Source organism: Algoriphagus aquaeductus, from assembly GCF_003253485.1.
Lineage (GTDB): Bacteria > Bacteroidota > Bacteroidia > Cytophagales > Cyclobacteriaceae > Algoriphagus > Algoriphagus aquaeductus.
In genome coordinates this window covers 183,961-199,520 of sequence record NZ_QKTX01000010.1, presented here as the reverse complement: position 1 = coordinate 199,520, position 15,560 = coordinate 183,961, and the positions used below count along the sequence as shown (strand labels likewise).

Genomic DNA, 15,560 nt, shown 5'->3' with positions numbered 1-15,560 from the left:
AATCAACAACAGGCCTATTAGAAAATTCAACTACCTAACTCCTAAAGAGAAATTATTATCTTACAAACCCGTTGCACTTATTACTTGAACACGGCAAATTTTATGTTGCGCAAATTTAATATAATTGATGAAAGTTTTAAATCGCTTTTCATGTTTTTGATGAGCGGAATTCAAAATTTTGTTAAAGATTCCAAGGGATTAAGCAAAGAATCCTTTCAAATTAGAACACTCCATCAAAAAAATTCAAATTATCTCTTGAGTTGAGTTTTAGAAACGAGGGAATTTGATTTAAAGTTTATTCTTTTTTATAAAATCTCTGGCTTCTTTATGAGCGGGATGTTTTCGCTTGGCATATTTCTTTACCGTATCGAAATACTTTCTTGCCTGTGCTTTGTTTTTTTCCTCCGTTGCCATTTTTCCCAACTGAATCAGAGCGTGCAGGTAATAACCGCTTTCCTGAGACACGGACTCTTCCCCGTAGGCAATGGTTTTCTGATAATATTTCTTGGCCTCTGCCCGATCACCAGTCCGATAGGAATATTCGGCCAAATAGAAAGCTGCATACCTTCCACTGTTTGCCTCATACCCGTATTGCTTTTGATCGATCCTGTTCAAAATTTCCTGCGATTGGTTTACCGATTCAGACCAGCGACCTACCGTGTAAAGGTGCCTCGCGTAGGAACGATGGAAGTATGGATTGTTGGGAAACTTATTATGCAGGTATTCGGAGATCCTCAACGCATCGTAAGGCCGCTTTTCCTCTGATGCATACAGTCTGAAAAGAAAATATTGCGCTTCTACCCGGGTATAAAAGGCATTCGAAGCGACAGTTTCCAGCTGTTGAAGCCCCAATGCTTTATTTCCTTTGGGAAAAAGGGCCAGAACAGGTTTGAGCAGGGGGTAGTTTTCTGGAATCCACACCGAAAAGTAATTGAAAAGAGCATCGCCTAGCAACAATTCCGGGTTGAACTCCTCTTCTCCCCGACTCATATCCATGTACTTCAGGGCATTTTTGCCTGCAAAAGCTGCTTTAGTCCAACTCTTTCGCTCACTGTATAAGCGACCTTGAAATCCATAGCCCGCTGCCAGAAAGAAAGCCGCCTCCTTGTTTTTTGGATCTTCCTTGAGCATTCTTTCTGACTTCTCATTGGCCCGATCGAGGTATCTGATAAAAATATCATCAAATCGGGTATTGGTCACATCTACTTCTATCCTCCACCAATACCCCAAAGCCATCAAAAAATCCGGAAGTGGATGGGTTGGATATTGATACATAATCACCGCAAAATCCCGCTCTGCAGTAGCAAAGTCAAAATTGTACATGCTATTGATGGATTTGGTGATCCGGTACTGAAGCCCTTTGTCTAGAAGTAAATAAGGGGAACTGTTGGGTCTGACTTCAGGATCTCCAGCCTGAGGAAACCCAATCCTGGACACACCCAACCAAATGATCAAAAATAAAATCAACTTTGTTCCCTTACTCATTACTTTCGTTTCGTTTCTCGTGCAAATCTACGGTGATTTCCAAACAATCGTTTAGATTTACCAATATTAACAAGCAAAATGGCTAAACCTGCTTCACCTCTTGCCCAACGAATAAATGAGGCAATAGATTTCGACAAACGTGTTTTTTTTCTTTTTTTGATTCTGACCTTCCTTGTGATCAGGTATCTGACCAACACGTTAATTTTGGAAGCGATTCCCGAATATGATCGTCTCGAAGCACAAGGCGACCTGATGTTTTTTCATATTTTCAACACCCTGAATTACATCTGGACCCCTTTTGCCTTATTGTGGAAATTCACCGTGATTGCCTTTTTATTTTGGTCAATCGGGCTGATGATCGGATTTAAAGCCCCATTCAAGGAATTATGGAAGTTTGCTCTGGTAGCGGAAGTAGTGTTTGTTTTTCCAGAACTTCTGCGTCTCTTGGTGTATATGAATCCCTCTGGTAACGTCAGCTATCTGGATATCCAAAACTTTGAACCCTTGTCCGCTCTTTGGATAGTGGGACCTGGAAATATCGAAACCAAATTTCATTACCCTTTATCTGTATTAAACCTCTTTGAATTGATCTATGGTGCTTTTTGGGTGCTCGGCTTTCATGCGATTAGCAGAAGATCTATCGAGGAAAGTACACTTGTGGTCCTTTTGGCCTATTTTCTGCCACTTTTGATCTGGCTGGGATTCTATATAGGGGCCTATCGCTAAGACTTTTTGGTCTTTTTGGCGTCACCTCTGCACCGGTCTGAGCAGTATTTGACTTCATCCCAGTTTTTCTCCCACTTCTTTCTCCAAGTGAAGGGTCTGTTGCAGATCGGGCACATTTTGGTTGGCAGATGTTGTTTTTTCATCTCAAGCCCATCGTTTGGATAAGGTATGCCTCGCCAAAACACGTTGGGCATCCTGGATGACTTCAGGGAGTTTTTGAGCGGACCAAATCCGGTCCCGTGCTTCGGCACCGGATTTTTGGGAATCGACCAAAGGAAAAGGATAGTCTTTCCCCAATTCAAAACCTATCTCCTGCTGCTCCAAAGGGGTCAATTCCCAAGGGGTGTGAATAAGCGAGTTGGGCAGTTTGGCTAATTCAGGCACCCATTTTCGGATAAAGACTCCATCAGGATCATGATCTTGAGATTGTTTGACAGGATTGTAGATTCTTACTGTGTTGATGCCTGTGACACCTGCCTGCATCTGAAGTTGCGGGTAATGAATCCCCGGTTCAAAATCCAAAAACATCTGAGCCAGATGATGAGACCCCAACTTCCAATTTTGTCCCAGATGGTGGGTAAGGAATGAAACGACCATGGCCCGCATCCTGAAATTGAGGTATCCGGTCACACGAAGACATCTCATGCAGGCATCTACCAACGGAAAGCCTGTTTTGCCTTCTTCCCAAGCCTTGATCCAGGCTATATTGGAGACATAAGCAAGGTTTAAAAATCCCCTATTGATCGGCTCAAACTCCATTCGGGATTCCATTTCAAACTTTTGAATGAAATGACAATGCCACTTTAGCCTGGATTGAAAATTGGAAATGTTTCGGGATTGGAAACCCTGATGGGATTTTTCGGAGGAAAGTTGAAATACCTCCCTCAACGAAAGACATCCCCAAGCCAAATAGGGGGAAAGGCGACTACAGCCCTTTCGGCTGAGTTCGGGTTTACTGATGTGCTTATTGTAGTTTTTCACCCGATCTTCGAGAAAACTTTTGAGGTACTTTCTCCCGGTCGACTCTCCTCCGGGCTGCATCATCGGATCAGGCTTTTTCCAAATCTCAGGAATAGATTGTTGCGTAAACTTCTCCCAAAATCTCTTCGAAAAGCTCACCATCTGGGCTTTTTTTAGATTCGGATGTTTCAGTGGGGCTGACATCAATCCAAACCAGAGATTGTTCCACCGATGTCTGTTTTTTCTTCCCCGTTCTACTCCCTGTTGAAGAAATTCTTTCCACCGGATACCCTGAGATTGAAAATATGCCGCCATGCTTCGATCTCGGTCAAAGGTGACTTTGATTCCTGTTTCTTGATGAGAATAAACCGCATGAATTTCAAATTCTTCAGTAATGGCCTGAAAAGCGTATTCTGCCTCTGCATAGAGAATCTCAATCCGTGCATCAAAAAGTCTCAATTGACTTTGGAGATCTTGAAGACTTTCCCATACAAATCTCCAATGCCGATCACTACTCTGTGGAGCTGCCACCAAACTTGGCTCAAACAGGTACAAAAGCAAAACAGGGTACCCTGACTCAATGGCCTCTGCCAAAGGTTCATGATCCCTCAACCTCAAATCTCTTTTCAGCCAGACTACGGAAATTTTCATCGGTATGAAAACTTTACGAATTCTTCAAAGTTTGAATCTCATGAAAAAAATAAAGGAACTCACGGAACAGGACATAGATCGGATTATCGAAATGGCTTGGGAAGACCGGACTCCCTTTGATGCCATCAAAAACCAATTCGGAATCAGCGAAGGAGAAACGATCGAGCTCATGCGGAGAAACATGAAGCGGAGTTCTTTTAAGATGTGGAGAGCAAGGGTGCAGGGACGGGCGACAAAGCACGCTCAAAAAAGCCCGGATGACATGATCGTCTTCAGATCCAGAATGCAGCGGGGAATAGCCTTGAATAAAATCTCCAAGAAATAAAAAAAGCGATTCAAAGAACCGCTTTTTTCCATTAACTAACCCAGTTTACCCATCAAAATCCAAGACCTACCGCCATAGCAGTCGGTGTAAAGGTCAAATCAGAAACTTTGGTAGCCGCACCGGTCATCAAGTTGATGCGGTACACTCCAGTAGCATTGGCCACTCTCAGGACTGCAAAAGCCATGTCTGATTTTCCTCCTATATCAAAACCATTGTCAGCGGTTACATCTATACCCAAAGCTCCTACAGACACCAGGACTCCATCATTGGGAGGTGTTTGGGTATAGAGCATATTGGTTTCATGATCAATTACAAACAAAGTTGTAGCCGTAGTTCCCGGGAAATTTCCGGTGTAAGCAGCTCCAGAGACTTTAGGCATACCCGGATTCAGATTTCCGTCAGTAGCGACGACCGTTCCTAGGTCGGGATGCAGCCTTAAATTTTGGCCAGAATCAGTCACCAACCGGATTCGATCCACAGTCGGATTAAAATCAAATCCCACGACTCCGCCCGCCAGACTTGGGCTCAAGGGATTACCGATTTTAGTCAGCATACCGTTTGAGGTGTTGACAGCATAGAGTTGACTTTGATTGGACACTGCGACCAATTGACCATTGGCAGGTCTAAAATCAAGTCCCACTATGACTTCTCCCATAGCCAATCCCTGAAAATCCACCATTGTAGGTTGTGGCATCATGGGATTGAAACGATAGAGCTTTCCGGAGGCATCTGCCGCATAAGCAACCGGATTGGTTTTGAATGAAATGCTGATAATCGGCTGGGTAAAAACTCCAACCCAAGAAGCTCTGCCTGAATTTAGATCGATGGAATACAGTCGCGATTCGTTTGAATTCCTCGCCACGGCCAAAGCCTGTGAATTATCAGGATTGATGTCGAAATCGACTGTTCCATCCAAGTCTACGCCCAAGTTGCCCACTTCTTCCAGGCCACCATCATTTGGAGGGTTTTGTTTATATAATTTGTCTTGAGCGATATCAATGTCATAAAGCGTAGTGGATGTAGCACCTGCCACACTGTTTGTGTATGCTACGGCAGCAATTCTCGGGTTCATCCCCCCGTTGATTCGCCCATCGGTAGCTACCACTGCTCCTGTTTCGGGATGGAGACGGAGATTTTGTCCTGATTCAGAGACCAGACGTATCCGATCTACGGTAGGGTTGAAATCGAGAGAAGCCATTCCTCCTTCGATTGCAGGTGTAAAAGCAGCCATTCCCAATGCGGTTGCAGTACCGTTATTTTCATTGAGGAGATATAATCTACTGGAAGATCCCAAGCCATATAATTGGCCGGTGGCAGGTCGATAATCAATGGAGATAATCATTTCTCCGTTTGGCAGTCCCGTGATACCCTGCATGCCTGCCGGTGCGTTGAGATTTCCATTTTCAAAGAAATAAAGCTGATTCCCTTCTCCCAATGCAGTAAAACTGACCATGGGAGTCATTCCGGGAGTCTCGAAAGCAGGATCCGGATCATCATTGCACGACACGAGTGCCAGGGAGCCTAGCAAGATTGCCCAGGCGCATGAAAAGATGTTTGGTTTGTTCATGGTAGAATAAAATTGATTTGGCACATCTACGAGGAGAAGAAGAGACTTGGATTTTGTAACCCTTGAAAAAAAATAAAAAAGCCAGACTCTTTCGAATCTGGCCGGTGTTAACCACCCAATACTACCTGCTGATCAGACCGTCTCAAATGGCCATCTCATGATGCCTCCTGAAAGATTCTTTAGGTTTTCAAATCCCAAATCAGCCATAATTTCACAAGCCTGACCACTTCTGTTGCCACTTCGGCAGTAGACTAGGTAAGTTTTGTCCTTGGGAAGGTTTTTTACCTGATTGATAAAATTGGAAGACATGATGTCGAGATTTCGGGCTCCCCGGATTTTGCCACCCGCAAATTCACCCGCTGTCCTCACGTCTAGAATTACCGTATTGGGCTGAAGCATCAAATCGTGGAATGGGCCGGCTGGAATGTCGTCGTACTTTTTTGTTTTTGTGCTAAAGAAATTAAACATGGTTGTCGTTGTTTTTAATATTGACCCAAAATTACTGGATGTCAGACCTTCGGATCAGTAATAAAAGTCACGTGAACCAACTCAAACCTTCGATGGCATGAATTTATTTTTAGCTTCGATGATCCCCAGTCGGATCAGCAAGATCCAGGGCAGCCCATGCATTACAAAATCACCCCAGTCGATCAGTTTCATCCCAACTGCACCTCCGGCGATCCATTTTATTTTTCCCCAAATGTGCGGTTCTTGAGTTAAGGGAGCCAATCCTAGGGCTAAAGTCAGGATGATCACAAAACTCCAGCTGTTGTAAGGCATTTTTCGGTTTAGCTCTTTTTGTTCCATGGATAGGTGATTTGTTGCCAGAATGTTTTTGGGAATTCTTCGATGTGGTCAAATCCTAAAGGCTCATTCTCATTTTCATTTGGGATGTAGGCGGTACCAAAAAGGTAATCCCAAAGACTGAGGGAAATTCCGTAATTGACTCCATGGCTACCTTCCGGCAGGTGCTTGGCGTGATGCCATAAGTGCATCACAGGATTGTTGAGGATATATTTCAGAGGTCCGTAGGTGATCTTCACATTGGCATGATTGAGGTGCCCGATAAGAATGGTGAACATGTGAAGGATGAAAAAATCATCCAGTCCAAAACCAATCATCGCTAAGAGAATGTATTGAACTGATTTATAGACGACCGTCTCCATCCAATGATACCTGAGGTGAGCGGCAAATCCCATCTGTTCCACCGAGTGATGTACTTTGTGAAACTCCCAAAGCCAAGGACTGCGGTGAAGCCACCGATGGACATTCCACTGAATAAAATCAGCTACCACGAACATCAAAAGAAACTGGGCCCATCTGGGCCAATTATTGACCTGAATGGCAACCAGATTTTCGATTCCAAACCATCCCAAAAAGTCATTGAAGGCCTCCACTGCAACATTGGAAACTGAATTGTAAACGATTAGTGAAAACAAAAAGAAGTTGAAGAACATGTAAAATCCGTCCAACCAAAAATCTTCCCGGATGGCAGCCTGATGCTTTCTCCATGGAAAAATCAACTCCAGCATCCAAACCACGACAGAAATCCCGACCAACCACCAAAAATAATTATGCCATGAGGGATAGAGAATTTCTGTGGTGAGGTAATTCCAATATCCGTAATATCCGTCAATGAAGATTTTGAAATATTCCTGAAGCATAGTGTTACAAAGCCATGAGTTCTTTTCCGATGATATACACCCCCATTACTAACACAAACCAGCCAAATCCTGTTTTGAGGGCTTTTTCATTGATCTTTTTTGAAAGGGCACTTCCAATGAAAATACCCACAATCGAAAGCCCGGTAAAGATTAAAAGCATCTGCCAGTCAATGGTCTGAGTAGACACATCTCCCAGAAAACCAATCAAGGATTTGGCAGCGATGATCAAAAGGGACGTCCCAACGGCCATTTTCATCGGGAGTCGTGCCAAAATCACCAACGCAGGAATGATCAAAAACCCACCACCTGCCCCCACTATCCCTGTGATGACCCCTACTACCGAACCTTCCAGCGCGATCATTGGGAAATTGTACCGGATTGGCTCATTTTCATCACAATCCAGGCATTTTTTGTTTCTAACCATGGAGATGGAAGCTGCCAGCATGATGATCGCAAAAAAGACCATGATTCCAATATTTTTGGTAATGATCGCCTCACCTACTGAAAAAAGCGGATCAGGCAGCGCCGGAACCATGAATTTTCGGGTGAGAAACACGGCTATGAAAGATGGAATCGCAAAAACGACTGCAGTCTTGTAATTGACCAATCCTTTTTTCATATAAGTCCCCGCTCCTACCAAAGAGGTGCTACCGACCACAAAAAGAGAATAAGCAGTGGCCAGCACTGGATCTACTCCAAGAATGTATACCAAAACAGGAACAGTCAGGATGGATCCCCCACCTCCGATGAGCCCCAAACTTACTCCAATCAGAATTGCTGCCGAAAAACCTAACAGAATGACTACGTCCATTTTTAATTTACTTCTTGATGATTATTCCACAAAATTAGCCTTGGAAGAACCGCGATAGTGGTGACAAATGTTACATGGATCGATATTGACCTGGAATAAAGGTCCAATCTCCCTTTATTTTTATGTTAAAAGAAGAAATTGTCCCTGAAAGTATTCGTGATTTGAAGTATTTTCACTGGAAATCTCTCCGCCATGAAAATCATTGTTCCTTTAGATTTTTCTGAAAATTCGATCAAAGCCCTCGAGTTTGCAATCGCTCTGGCTGATAAAAAACATGGTTCAATTACCCTTATCCACGTAGTTGAAGTCATTTATGATTTCGCATCCCAAGCGGCCTTAGCCCTCGATGCACTGCTCACAGAGGCTGAAAAACTCATGAAAAAAACAATTGCCACTTATGAAGCAAACGGCATTCCGATGGACTTTGTAGTAGTGGAAGGTACTCCATCAGTGAGTATCGCAAGGTTAGCGGAGGAGAGAGAGGCCACCCTGATTGTAATGAGCACCCAAGGGGCAAGCGGAATCAAAAAAACGCTAATGGGAACCCATACGGTCAATTTGATTAGAGAAGCAAACTGTCCCGTACTCGTGGTGCCTTCCGAAGCCAAAGTGTCTGAAATCCGTAAAGTAACCCTAGCCTTGGAATTTGCCAACCACGAGGAGGGATTTATCGACTGGATGGTGGACATGTCCAAAAGATGGTCATTGGGTCTGGAGATCCTTCATGTGCAAACCAACCAAGGGTTTAAAGAAGAGCTTTCTATTTTTGGAATGGAAGGATATCTGGCCAAGAAATACCCGGGATTGCCAGTCAAAATCCACACCTTTTATGCGGAAAATGCCAACGAAGGGATCGAACGATACATGGAAGAGCATGAGGATATGATCCTGGTCATGTGCCATGAACATCGTGATCTTTGGGACCAAATCATCAAAAAAAGCCATTCAATCAAAATGGCATACCACACACGCGTCCCGCTGTTGATTTTGGTTTGATCATTTACTGATCAATTCCTCAAAGTCGTCCCGAATGTAAATCACATTCCGGCCAAGCTCAATCCACTTCTTTTTTTCCAGTTGTTTCAAAAGCCGTGAAATCACCTCTCTGGAAGTGCCGAGTTCGGTAGCGATTTCCTGATGGGTGGTATGCAGCTCGTTGGCTTTGAGCTGTTTCATCTTGGTGACGATATACCGCATCAAGCGCTCGTCCATCCGCTTAAAGGCCACCGCATCCAAGGCGATCAGCATCTCATGAAATCGCTGCTGGTAAGTGGTGGAGACAAAATCTTTCCACTGTTTGAATTCGTCGGTCCACTGTTCGTGAAACTGAATAGGAATAAAAATCAAAGTTGCTCTTTCCTCCACCACGGCTTTGATTTCGCTAGGTTTAGCAGCCGAGCAACAGGTCAAAGATAAAGCACAGGTCTCTCCGGGTTCAAGGTAGTATAGAAACAATTCTTTCCCATCTTCATCCATTCTCATGATTTTGATGGATCCCTCAACCACCAATGGGACGGCCTTGATAAACATTCCGGGCTCCATCAATATCTTTCCGGGTTCATGGGTGACTACTTGCCCCTTTTCCAAAATAGCCTGTAATAATTTTGGATCCGTAAGATTCGGTAGTGCTTGTTTGAGTTTTTCTAGAGTCATGCTTTCAGAATTCCTTGCAAAAATGAGCCTTTCTGACTCTCAAATTAGTGATTTTAATCACAAGGAAGAGGTTCAGCCAGGATTTTTTAGTTTTATAAAACCTCCCTACCCTTAGGTGACATTCATCACTTTTTCCCGGCTTTGCCTTGGTTACCTTTCCCCAATATAAAAACCCACTGCTATGTTGACCCATTATCAAATCCTGATTATCGGTGGAGGAACTGCCGGCATTACCATTGCAGCTCAACTGAAACGAAAAGACGCTTCCCTTCAAATTGGGCTTATTGAACCAGCCGAGAAGCACTATTATCAGCCTGCATGGACCTTGGTTGGTGCCGGAGCTTTTGATTTCAAAGAAACCGAACGAAACGAAAAAGACTATATTCCAAATGGTGTCGATTGGATCAAAGATAAAGCTACTGAAATCAACCCTGTAATCAACGAGGTTAAGACCGCAACCTCAGGAAGTTTCACCTATGACTTTTTAGTTCCTGTACCAGGATTGGTGATGGATCCCGAACTTCTTCCCGGTTTGAGTGAGGTTTTGGACCAAGGCGTGGTTTGTTCCAATTACACCAATCCTGAACACACCTGGGAAGTCCTTCAAAATTTCAAAGGGGGAAATGCGGTATTTACCCAGCCTACCACTCCGATCAAATGTGGGGGAGCTCCTCAAAAAATTATGTATATGGCTGAGGATTATTTCAGAAAAAAAGGAGTTCGGGAAAAAACCAATGTGCTTTTCGCAACCCCGGGAACGGTCATTTTTGGAGTTCCTGAATTTGCCAAAACGCTGAATAAAATCATCCATGACCGAGATATCATCTTCAAACCATTCTATGCTCCGGTACGCATTGACGGAGAAAAACAGGAGATTACCTTCCGGTACTCCAAACCCGGAGAAAGCAACTGCACCATCATGGAAGGCAATCCTTTGGGTGAAGAATTAATTGGGGCACTTGACATCAAGGTACATTATGACATGCTGCACATAGCCCCTCCACAGACCGCCCCAAAATTCATTCAGGAATCCCCCATTTCAATTCAGGAAGGTCCCGGCAAAGGATGGATTGATGTGGATATTCATACCATGCAGCATAAGCGCTTTCCGAATATTTTCTCTATCGGAGACGTCACCCATCTTCCTACCGCCAAAACAGGCGCAGCAATTAGAAAACAGGCGCCCGTGCTCGTACAGAACCTCCTTACCCTGATCAAAGAGGGAAAAGCCGGGCAACAATCCTACGAAGGCTATTCCTCCTGTCCGATTGTCACAGGATATGGAAAGATGTTGCTCTGCGAGTTTAAATATGACAATGTCAAAGACAGTGATCCACTGATCTCTACTTTGGTTGACACCACTAAAGAACAATACAGCATGTGGCTGCTCAAAAAATATGGCCTACCCTTTCTCTATTGGAACTTGATGCTTAGAGGAAAAGCTTGAATGAAAGAAAAAAGCCCCTGAAATTCAAAAATCAGGGGCTTTTGATCATTCACAGGTTGGACAGCATACAAAAGGCACTTTGGTCAATGGAGAAGTCCTTAAAATCCTAAAATGCCCAAGGCCTCTGCTCAGCGGTCGAATCTCGTCTGCCGTATTTCGTTCCGGCGGAACCGAACGGGCGGCCCGCTCTTTCATCTGATCAAAATCATTCCTGACCGATTGCTGCAATAAACCCATCACATCGATGTGATCAAAAATATTGGTGATGTTCCCAAAGACTTCCACTACCAATACACTCAGTGGACTGTCTTCCGGCAACCCAAAAACCCGCAATCTCTGAGCAATCTCTTCCGAAGTAAATTTGGCCGTGCCGACCGGATGCTGGTCCTTAATTTTAGCGATCAGATTTCCCATCTTCATCTTTTCGATATTCAAGGAAACCGAGCTGGAAACAACGGTTGGCGTTTTATTTGGGAAATAACTTTGTTGCACCAAAGATTTAAATTTATCCTCTTCTTTTTCTTTGGTTTTGATCATGACTCCTATTTTCATTTCTTTTTCACCCAGCAGAATATTTCTAAAATCCAATCCATCGGCTTGGTAAACCTGCGCGTAAAGCACCGCCCAAAGACTGGTTCTTGGAGGCTTGGAGGTCACATTTTTTCCATTGAATACTGCCTTTGCAAACGGGGCAGTGACATACATCTCTTCCGAATTTCGATTGAGGGTACAAAGCAAGGTAGGCGCAGGATGCTGTACTCCCGTCACGCGAATAGGTCTCCCAAATCTACCCTGGGCAGTAGACCATAAATTCCCCTTGGGTCCCTGATTTGCTTGGGAAAGCTGAAGTATCGGATTGAAATTCCCCCAATTTATCTGTTTGTCCACCTGTTCCCGGTCTACAAAATGCCCATGCCCAACCCGAAATTCATAGGTAAAAAACCCGAAAAGCTCCGGACTTTCTCCGTGCATTCCCGGCGGCAAGGGTAAGATGAAATGACGGTCTGAGTCCGTAGAAGGAATCATCTGTTGCATGGCGCCAAGTCCTGCAAGATCATTGCTCTGACCGGGCGTAATGATCCGTGTCAATTCAGAATCCAGATTGATCGGGCTTTCCTCCGGTGCTATAAATTGATCAAAAGCATTGTTGGAAATCAGCTGATCAGGCGCATTGGCTAAAACCCGGCAGAAATACATGTCATCCGGATTCTCCAAAGGCTCTTCAAATTCGACCCAAAGGTGCCTCCTTCTTACTTCGGTGGAGCTATAATCTTCCGACCGTTGATAAGGGGAAAATGCGATTCCAACACTTTTGATTTTAGGAACTTGAGCCGGAGGCAAAACCGTAGGCAAGGCCAACCATGGAGTTTCAGTAGCATTTACTCCCGAATGTTTGGGTTTGAACTTGGGTACCACCGTATAATTCGCCCAGATTTCATCCGGAAATCTAGGCTGACCATTTTTCAAAAGTTCATTTTTAGGTTCCAAAGCGTCCAAAAACACCAATCTGGTATACCCTCGATTGACTTGACCATACCGGTCATCCTGAATCGCTTCAAAGGAAACCGTATGTTTCATTTCAATTTCTCCCACCAAAACATCCTTTCTCCACTCTTGAAAGCTGTCTGTTCGGAATTTATGGGTCTTTCTGATCTCAAAGGAGTCGTTTTCAAGGCAATCCCAAGCCCAATCTCTGGTCAATTGATAACTCAGAGCACCAATCCAGTGATTCTGAAGCTCTGAATTGGAGGAAAAGGTAATGCTGCTGCCATCAGGCGCCAAGGAATGCCTTATTCTGGCACTGCATCCAAAAACGATCCGTTGCCCTTTTGGTGCCAGTATGGTCATCCCTTTGGATTCACATCCAATGGCATCAGCCAATCGCTTGACAGCATTAGACTCATTGATTTCTGAAACCCGCTGAATCAGCATGCTAATTGGATTCTTCTTGGTCGTAGGTACTTGATCAGGCTTGAGAAATATTCCCTGAAGCTCTGGAATTCGACCAAAGGACTCCAAGAAGGGTTGACTTTCTTGAAATGGAGGATGGTAAAAACTCAACTGGGTGATTTTTCCAAATCTGGAATCTTTCTCAGGATCAGTATCGATGACACCCCAGTACTCTTCAGGATCGCTGTCAACATCTGCCACCGCTCTCAGGGTAACCCGAATTTGTCTGCCGGTAGGTAAAATCACCTGTGGCATCTGATCCAAATCCGAACTTTTCAGATTATCCATGAGAAAGGGATTGGCTTCATTTCCCAGGTTCAGCACAGGCACATCTATAAATTGAACAGGAATTTCCAAAGCTTTGAAAAAATCTGAATCAAAATTACGGGAAGTCTGATAGAGGGTGATGTAGCCATCTTTACCGTTTTGACTGAGGGCATTGTCCATACGGAGTGATTTCGCCTCCACTCTTACATATACTTTTTTGACATCAGGATCAGGAAGCCCAGGCTTGAGGTTCCGATCCGGAAATACCAGACTTTTCAATTGATCCACTGCATTGGGATATTTCTTGGTAAACAATACCGCAGGATATTCCAGCATCGGTCGCTGTATCGTCAGAACTGGATTGGATTCAAACTCCTCTTCCAATTCATTGGTGGCATTGAAAACCTGAGCCTGTTGTTTCAACAGGTGATCGGGCTTTTTCACAGAAAGGAGCCCCGGATTGACAAATCGTCTAAAGGAAACTGTGGTATTCGGATTGGGAGACTCATTGACCGGATCGAAAGTAACTGCAGGTCCTCCTCCACTGATATCCGAAAGCCTAATCCTAAACTCATATGTACCGCCATACCTGAGATCAGTATCCAACTGAGCCGGTTCCAAGGTAGAATTGGTCTTAACACCTTGCTTTGGAGGAGTAAATTGGGTCGTGTCCAACGCATTTTCCGAATAGCTCTGATCGGTTTTGTAGATAGCAATGGCATCCTTGTCCTCGGTGACCAGATTTTTCCCGATCCAAGAGGCATAGTACATCGGCATCCAAAAATTCGCATCATCCGGTCCTGTGATTTTGTTGGGATATACCTGGTAAGGAAGTTCAGTTTGGGTATCAGAAAGCCGACTGACAAGGGGATGTTCCTTATTGAGCTTAACGGCATTGAGACTTTCCCATATCTTTCCGGGTTCACGGACATCAATATGATAGCCCGTCACGCAGAGCGGCGCATCGATCCGTTTGCCGGACCCCTGAGGATAATCAGTCAACTGACGAATATACCAAATCAGGATTTGCTCATCGTCCCATCCCAATCGGATTCCTGTTTCGGATTGAGGCGCAAACCCATCGGGTTTTTCAGCCAACATGTTGCCGCTGATAGGTTGGTTGGCATGCACTACTTTGGCAAAACCATCGTCATAAGCTCTTGCTTCCAAAAACAACTCATCCCATGGCGCATCAGGAATTTCCACTTGAGGTTGACTTGGCTTTTTATATAACACCGGAAAAGAAATGGCCGAAAACACAGACCTTACCTTCCCTTTTTTCAAAGCAGGAATTCGAGCTGCATATCGCTTGATCAAGGGACCATGGGTGCTTGACAGATTGGATTCAAGAGATTTGGATTGGGCGGTAGCGAATGGATCATTGACGATGTTCACATAGAGGTAACCTCCCTTTTCAAACCATTTTTCATCCACCTTGACCGAAACCGAATAGATCATCCCGCAGGCTTTGGCAAGAAGCGGCTGCCTCAGAATATGGGCAAAGACCTTTCCCCAGCTCAGCTTGCCCTTTGGAGGAAGATTTGCAGGAGATTTTTGATTTCTAATTGCACATTCATAGCTGTCGTCCGTCACGGCATTGGGGTGACGAGGCTGGGAAAAATTAAAACTTTGGCGATAGGATTCAGGCAGGTATTTTTTGATGGTCTTCGGGACTGGCCTCGGGTCAGGCATCACATCCATATCATCTCCAATAGTCATCCCAAAGCTTTCGGCAACTTGCTTGATCAGAAAACCTTTATGCGGTGCTGGTTCTACAGACACAGGAACTGAAATCGGAGTAAAAGCCGGATTTCCAGGTGCATCTATCGGAAACTCAGCAGTCCCTTGAACTACTGCCAAGGCAAATTCAGGATGGAAATTGGAAAAACCCGGAACCGAAATACCGGGTCCTTGAAGCGTCACATTCCAGTTTTCTTCAGGGTTGGCATTTCGGGGAATGACGACAATATTGATTTTAAGATTTACCCCGTCAAACTCCTGAGGGAGTGCCATGAGGGTCAAAAGTCTGTTTGGTTCCATGGGAAAATTGTGTA

At 44.4% G+C, this 15,560-nt stretch carries 14 protein-coding genes; 4 read left to right on the top strand and 10 right to left on the bottom strand.

The annotated features are described in order from the left end of the window. Positions 1–288 precede the first annotated feature (288 nt). Positions 289–1,485, bottom strand: a complete 1,197-nt coding sequence (locus tag CLV31_RS14480; protein WP_111393613.1) for a tetratricopeptide repeat protein — start codon at positions 1,483–1,485, stop codon at positions 289–291. Positions 1,486–1,563: 78 nt separating this feature from the next. Between CLV31_RS14480 and CLV31_RS14475 the strand changes: the two genes are divergently transcribed. Further along, positions 1,564–2,211 carry a sulfate ABC transporter permease gene (locus CLV31_RS14475; protein WP_111393612.1) on the top strand — a complete coding sequence of 216 codons (648 nt, stop codon included), beginning with the start codon at positions 1,564–1,566 and terminating at the stop codon, positions 2,209–2,211. Here CLV31_RS14475 and CLV31_RS14470 read toward each other — a convergent pair. Together CLV31_RS14470 and CLV31_RS14465 are read right to left on the bottom strand one after the other, a co-directional pair. Continuing rightward, a complete protein-coding gene (locus CLV31_RS14470) occupies positions 2,208–2,354 on the bottom strand; it encodes a DUF2256 domain-containing protein (protein WP_111393611.1) in 147 nt (48 codons plus the stop codon). The genes CLV31_RS14475 and CLV31_RS14470 overlap by 4 nt on opposite strands. Before the next feature lies 1 nt (position 2,355). Next, positions 2,356–3,822 (bottom strand): FAD-binding domain-containing protein, encoded by a 1,467-nt coding sequence (locus CLV31_RS14465; RefSeq protein ID WP_111393610.1) that lies wholly within the window; start codon positions 3,820–3,822, stop codon positions 2,356–2,358. 40 nt (positions 3,823–3,862) lie between these two features. Here CLV31_RS14465 and CLV31_RS14460 point away from each other — a divergent pair, with 40 nt between their 5' ends. Continuing rightward, on the top strand, positions 3,863–4,147 hold the full coding sequence (locus tag CLV31_RS14460) for a TIGR03643 family protein (protein ID WP_111393626.1): 285 nt from the start codon (positions 3,863–3,865) through the stop codon (positions 4,145–4,147). A gap of 52 nt (positions 4,148–4,199) precedes the next feature. Here CLV31_RS14460 and CLV31_RS14455 read toward each other — a convergent pair whose 3' ends face one another. From CLV31_RS14455 to CLV31_RS14435, 5 genes are all read right to left on the bottom strand, one after another. Then, positions 4,200–5,714: a DUF4394 domain-containing protein gene (locus tag CLV31_RS14455; protein ID WP_111393609.1), complete on the bottom strand. Its 1,515-nt coding sequence runs from the start codon at positions 5,712–5,714 to the stop codon at positions 4,200–4,202. Positions 5,715–5,846: 132 nt separating this feature from the next. Then, positions 5,847–6,182 (bottom strand): rhodanese-like domain-containing protein, encoded by a 336-nt coding sequence (locus tag CLV31_RS14450; protein ID WP_111393608.1) that lies wholly within the window; start codon positions 6,180–6,182, stop codon positions 5,847–5,849. Between the two features lie 81 nt (positions 6,183–6,263). Beyond that, a complete protein-coding gene (locus CLV31_RS14445) occupies positions 6,264–6,521 on the bottom strand; it encodes a hypothetical protein (protein ID WP_111393607.1) in 258 nt (85 codons plus the stop codon). Beyond that, entirely contained in the window at positions 6,503–7,378 is an 876-nt protein-coding gene (locus CLV31_RS14440) for a sterol desaturase family protein (RefSeq protein ID WP_111393606.1), read from the bottom strand. Before CLV31_RS14440 ends, CLV31_RS14445 begins: the two co-directional genes overlap by 19 nt. Positions 7,379–7,382: 4 nt before the next feature. Then, the gene (locus CLV31_RS14435; protein WP_111393605.1) at positions 7,383–8,189 is read right to left on the bottom strand and encodes a sulfite exporter TauE/SafE family protein; all 807 of its coding nucleotides are present in this window, start codon (positions 8,187–8,189) and stop codon (positions 7,383–7,385) included. Between the two features lie 192 nt (positions 8,190–8,381). Here CLV31_RS14435 and CLV31_RS14430 point away from each other — a divergent pair, with 192 nt between their 5' ends. Then, entirely contained in the window at positions 8,382–9,185 is an 804-nt protein-coding gene (locus CLV31_RS14430; RefSeq protein ID WP_111393604.1) for a universal stress protein, read from the top strand. Here CLV31_RS14430 and CLV31_RS14425 read toward each other — a convergent pair whose 3' ends face one another. Further along, positions 9,186–9,842, bottom strand: a complete 657-nt coding sequence (locus tag CLV31_RS14425) for a Crp/Fnr family transcriptional regulator (protein WP_111393603.1) — start codon at positions 9,840–9,842, stop codon at positions 9,186–9,188. Between the two features lie 184 nt (positions 9,843–10,026). Between CLV31_RS14425 and CLV31_RS14420 the strand changes: the two genes are divergently transcribed. Continuing rightward, on the top strand, positions 10,027–11,289 hold the full coding sequence (locus CLV31_RS14420; RefSeq protein WP_111393625.1) for an NAD(P)/FAD-dependent oxidoreductase: 1,263 nt from the start codon (positions 10,027–10,029) through the stop codon (positions 11,287–11,289). A gap of 45 nt (positions 11,290–11,334) precedes the next feature. Here CLV31_RS14420 and CLV31_RS14415 read toward each other — a convergent pair whose 3' ends face one another. Next, entirely contained in the window at positions 11,335–15,546 is a 4,212-nt protein-coding gene (locus CLV31_RS14415; RefSeq protein ID WP_111393602.1) for a hypothetical protein, read from the bottom strand. Positions 15,547–15,560 lie beyond the last annotated feature (14 nt).

Excerpts from the sequence above, each read along its gene's own strand:
- CLV31_RS14480 (WP_111393613.1), bottom strand. The coding sequence starts at position 1,485 with ATGAGTAAGGGAACAAAGTTGATTTTATTTTTGATCATTTGGTTGGGT.
- CLV31_RS14475 (WP_111393612.1), top strand. The coding sequence starts at position 1,564 with ATGGCTAAACCTGCTTCACCTCTTGCCCAACGAATAAATGAGGCAATA.
- CLV31_RS14470 (WP_111393611.1), bottom strand. The coding sequence starts at position 2,354 with ATGAAAAAACAACATCTGCCAACCAAAATGTGCCCGATCTGCAACAGA.
- CLV31_RS14465 (WP_111393610.1), bottom strand. The coding sequence starts at position 3,822 with ATGAAAATTTCCGTAGTCTGGCTGAAAAGAGATTTGAGGTTGAGGGAT.
- CLV31_RS14460 (WP_111393626.1), top strand. The coding sequence starts at position 3,863 with ATGAAAAAAATAAAGGAACTCACGGAACAGGACATAGATCGGATTATC.
- CLV31_RS14455 (WP_111393609.1), bottom strand. The coding sequence starts at position 5,714 with ATGAACAAACCAAACATCTTTTCATGCGCCTGGGCAATCTTGCTAGGC.
- CLV31_RS14450 (WP_111393608.1), bottom strand. The coding sequence starts at position 6,182 with ATGTTTAATTTCTTTAGCACAAAAACAAAAAAGTACGACGACATTCCA.
- CLV31_RS14445 (WP_111393607.1), bottom strand. The coding sequence starts at position 6,521 with ATGGAACAAAAAGAGCTAAACCGAAAAATGCCTTACAACAGCTGGAGT.
- CLV31_RS14440 (WP_111393606.1), bottom strand. The coding sequence starts at position 7,378 with ATGCTTCAGGAATATTTCAAAATCTTCATTGACGGATATTACGGATAT.
- CLV31_RS14435 (WP_111393605.1), bottom strand. The coding sequence starts at position 8,189 with ATGGACGTAGTCATTCTGTTAGGTTTTTCGGCAGCAATTCTGATTGGA.
- CLV31_RS14430 (WP_111393604.1), top strand. The coding sequence starts at position 8,382 with ATGAAAATCATTGTTCCTTTAGATTTTTCTGAAAATTCGATCAAAGCC.
- CLV31_RS14425 (WP_111393603.1), bottom strand. The coding sequence starts at position 9,842 with ATGACTCTAGAAAAACTCAAACAAGCACTACCGAATCTTACGGATCCA.
- CLV31_RS14415 (WP_111393602.1), bottom strand. The coding sequence starts at position 15,546 with ATGGAACCAAACAGACTTTTGACCCTCATGGCACTCCCTCAGGAGTTT.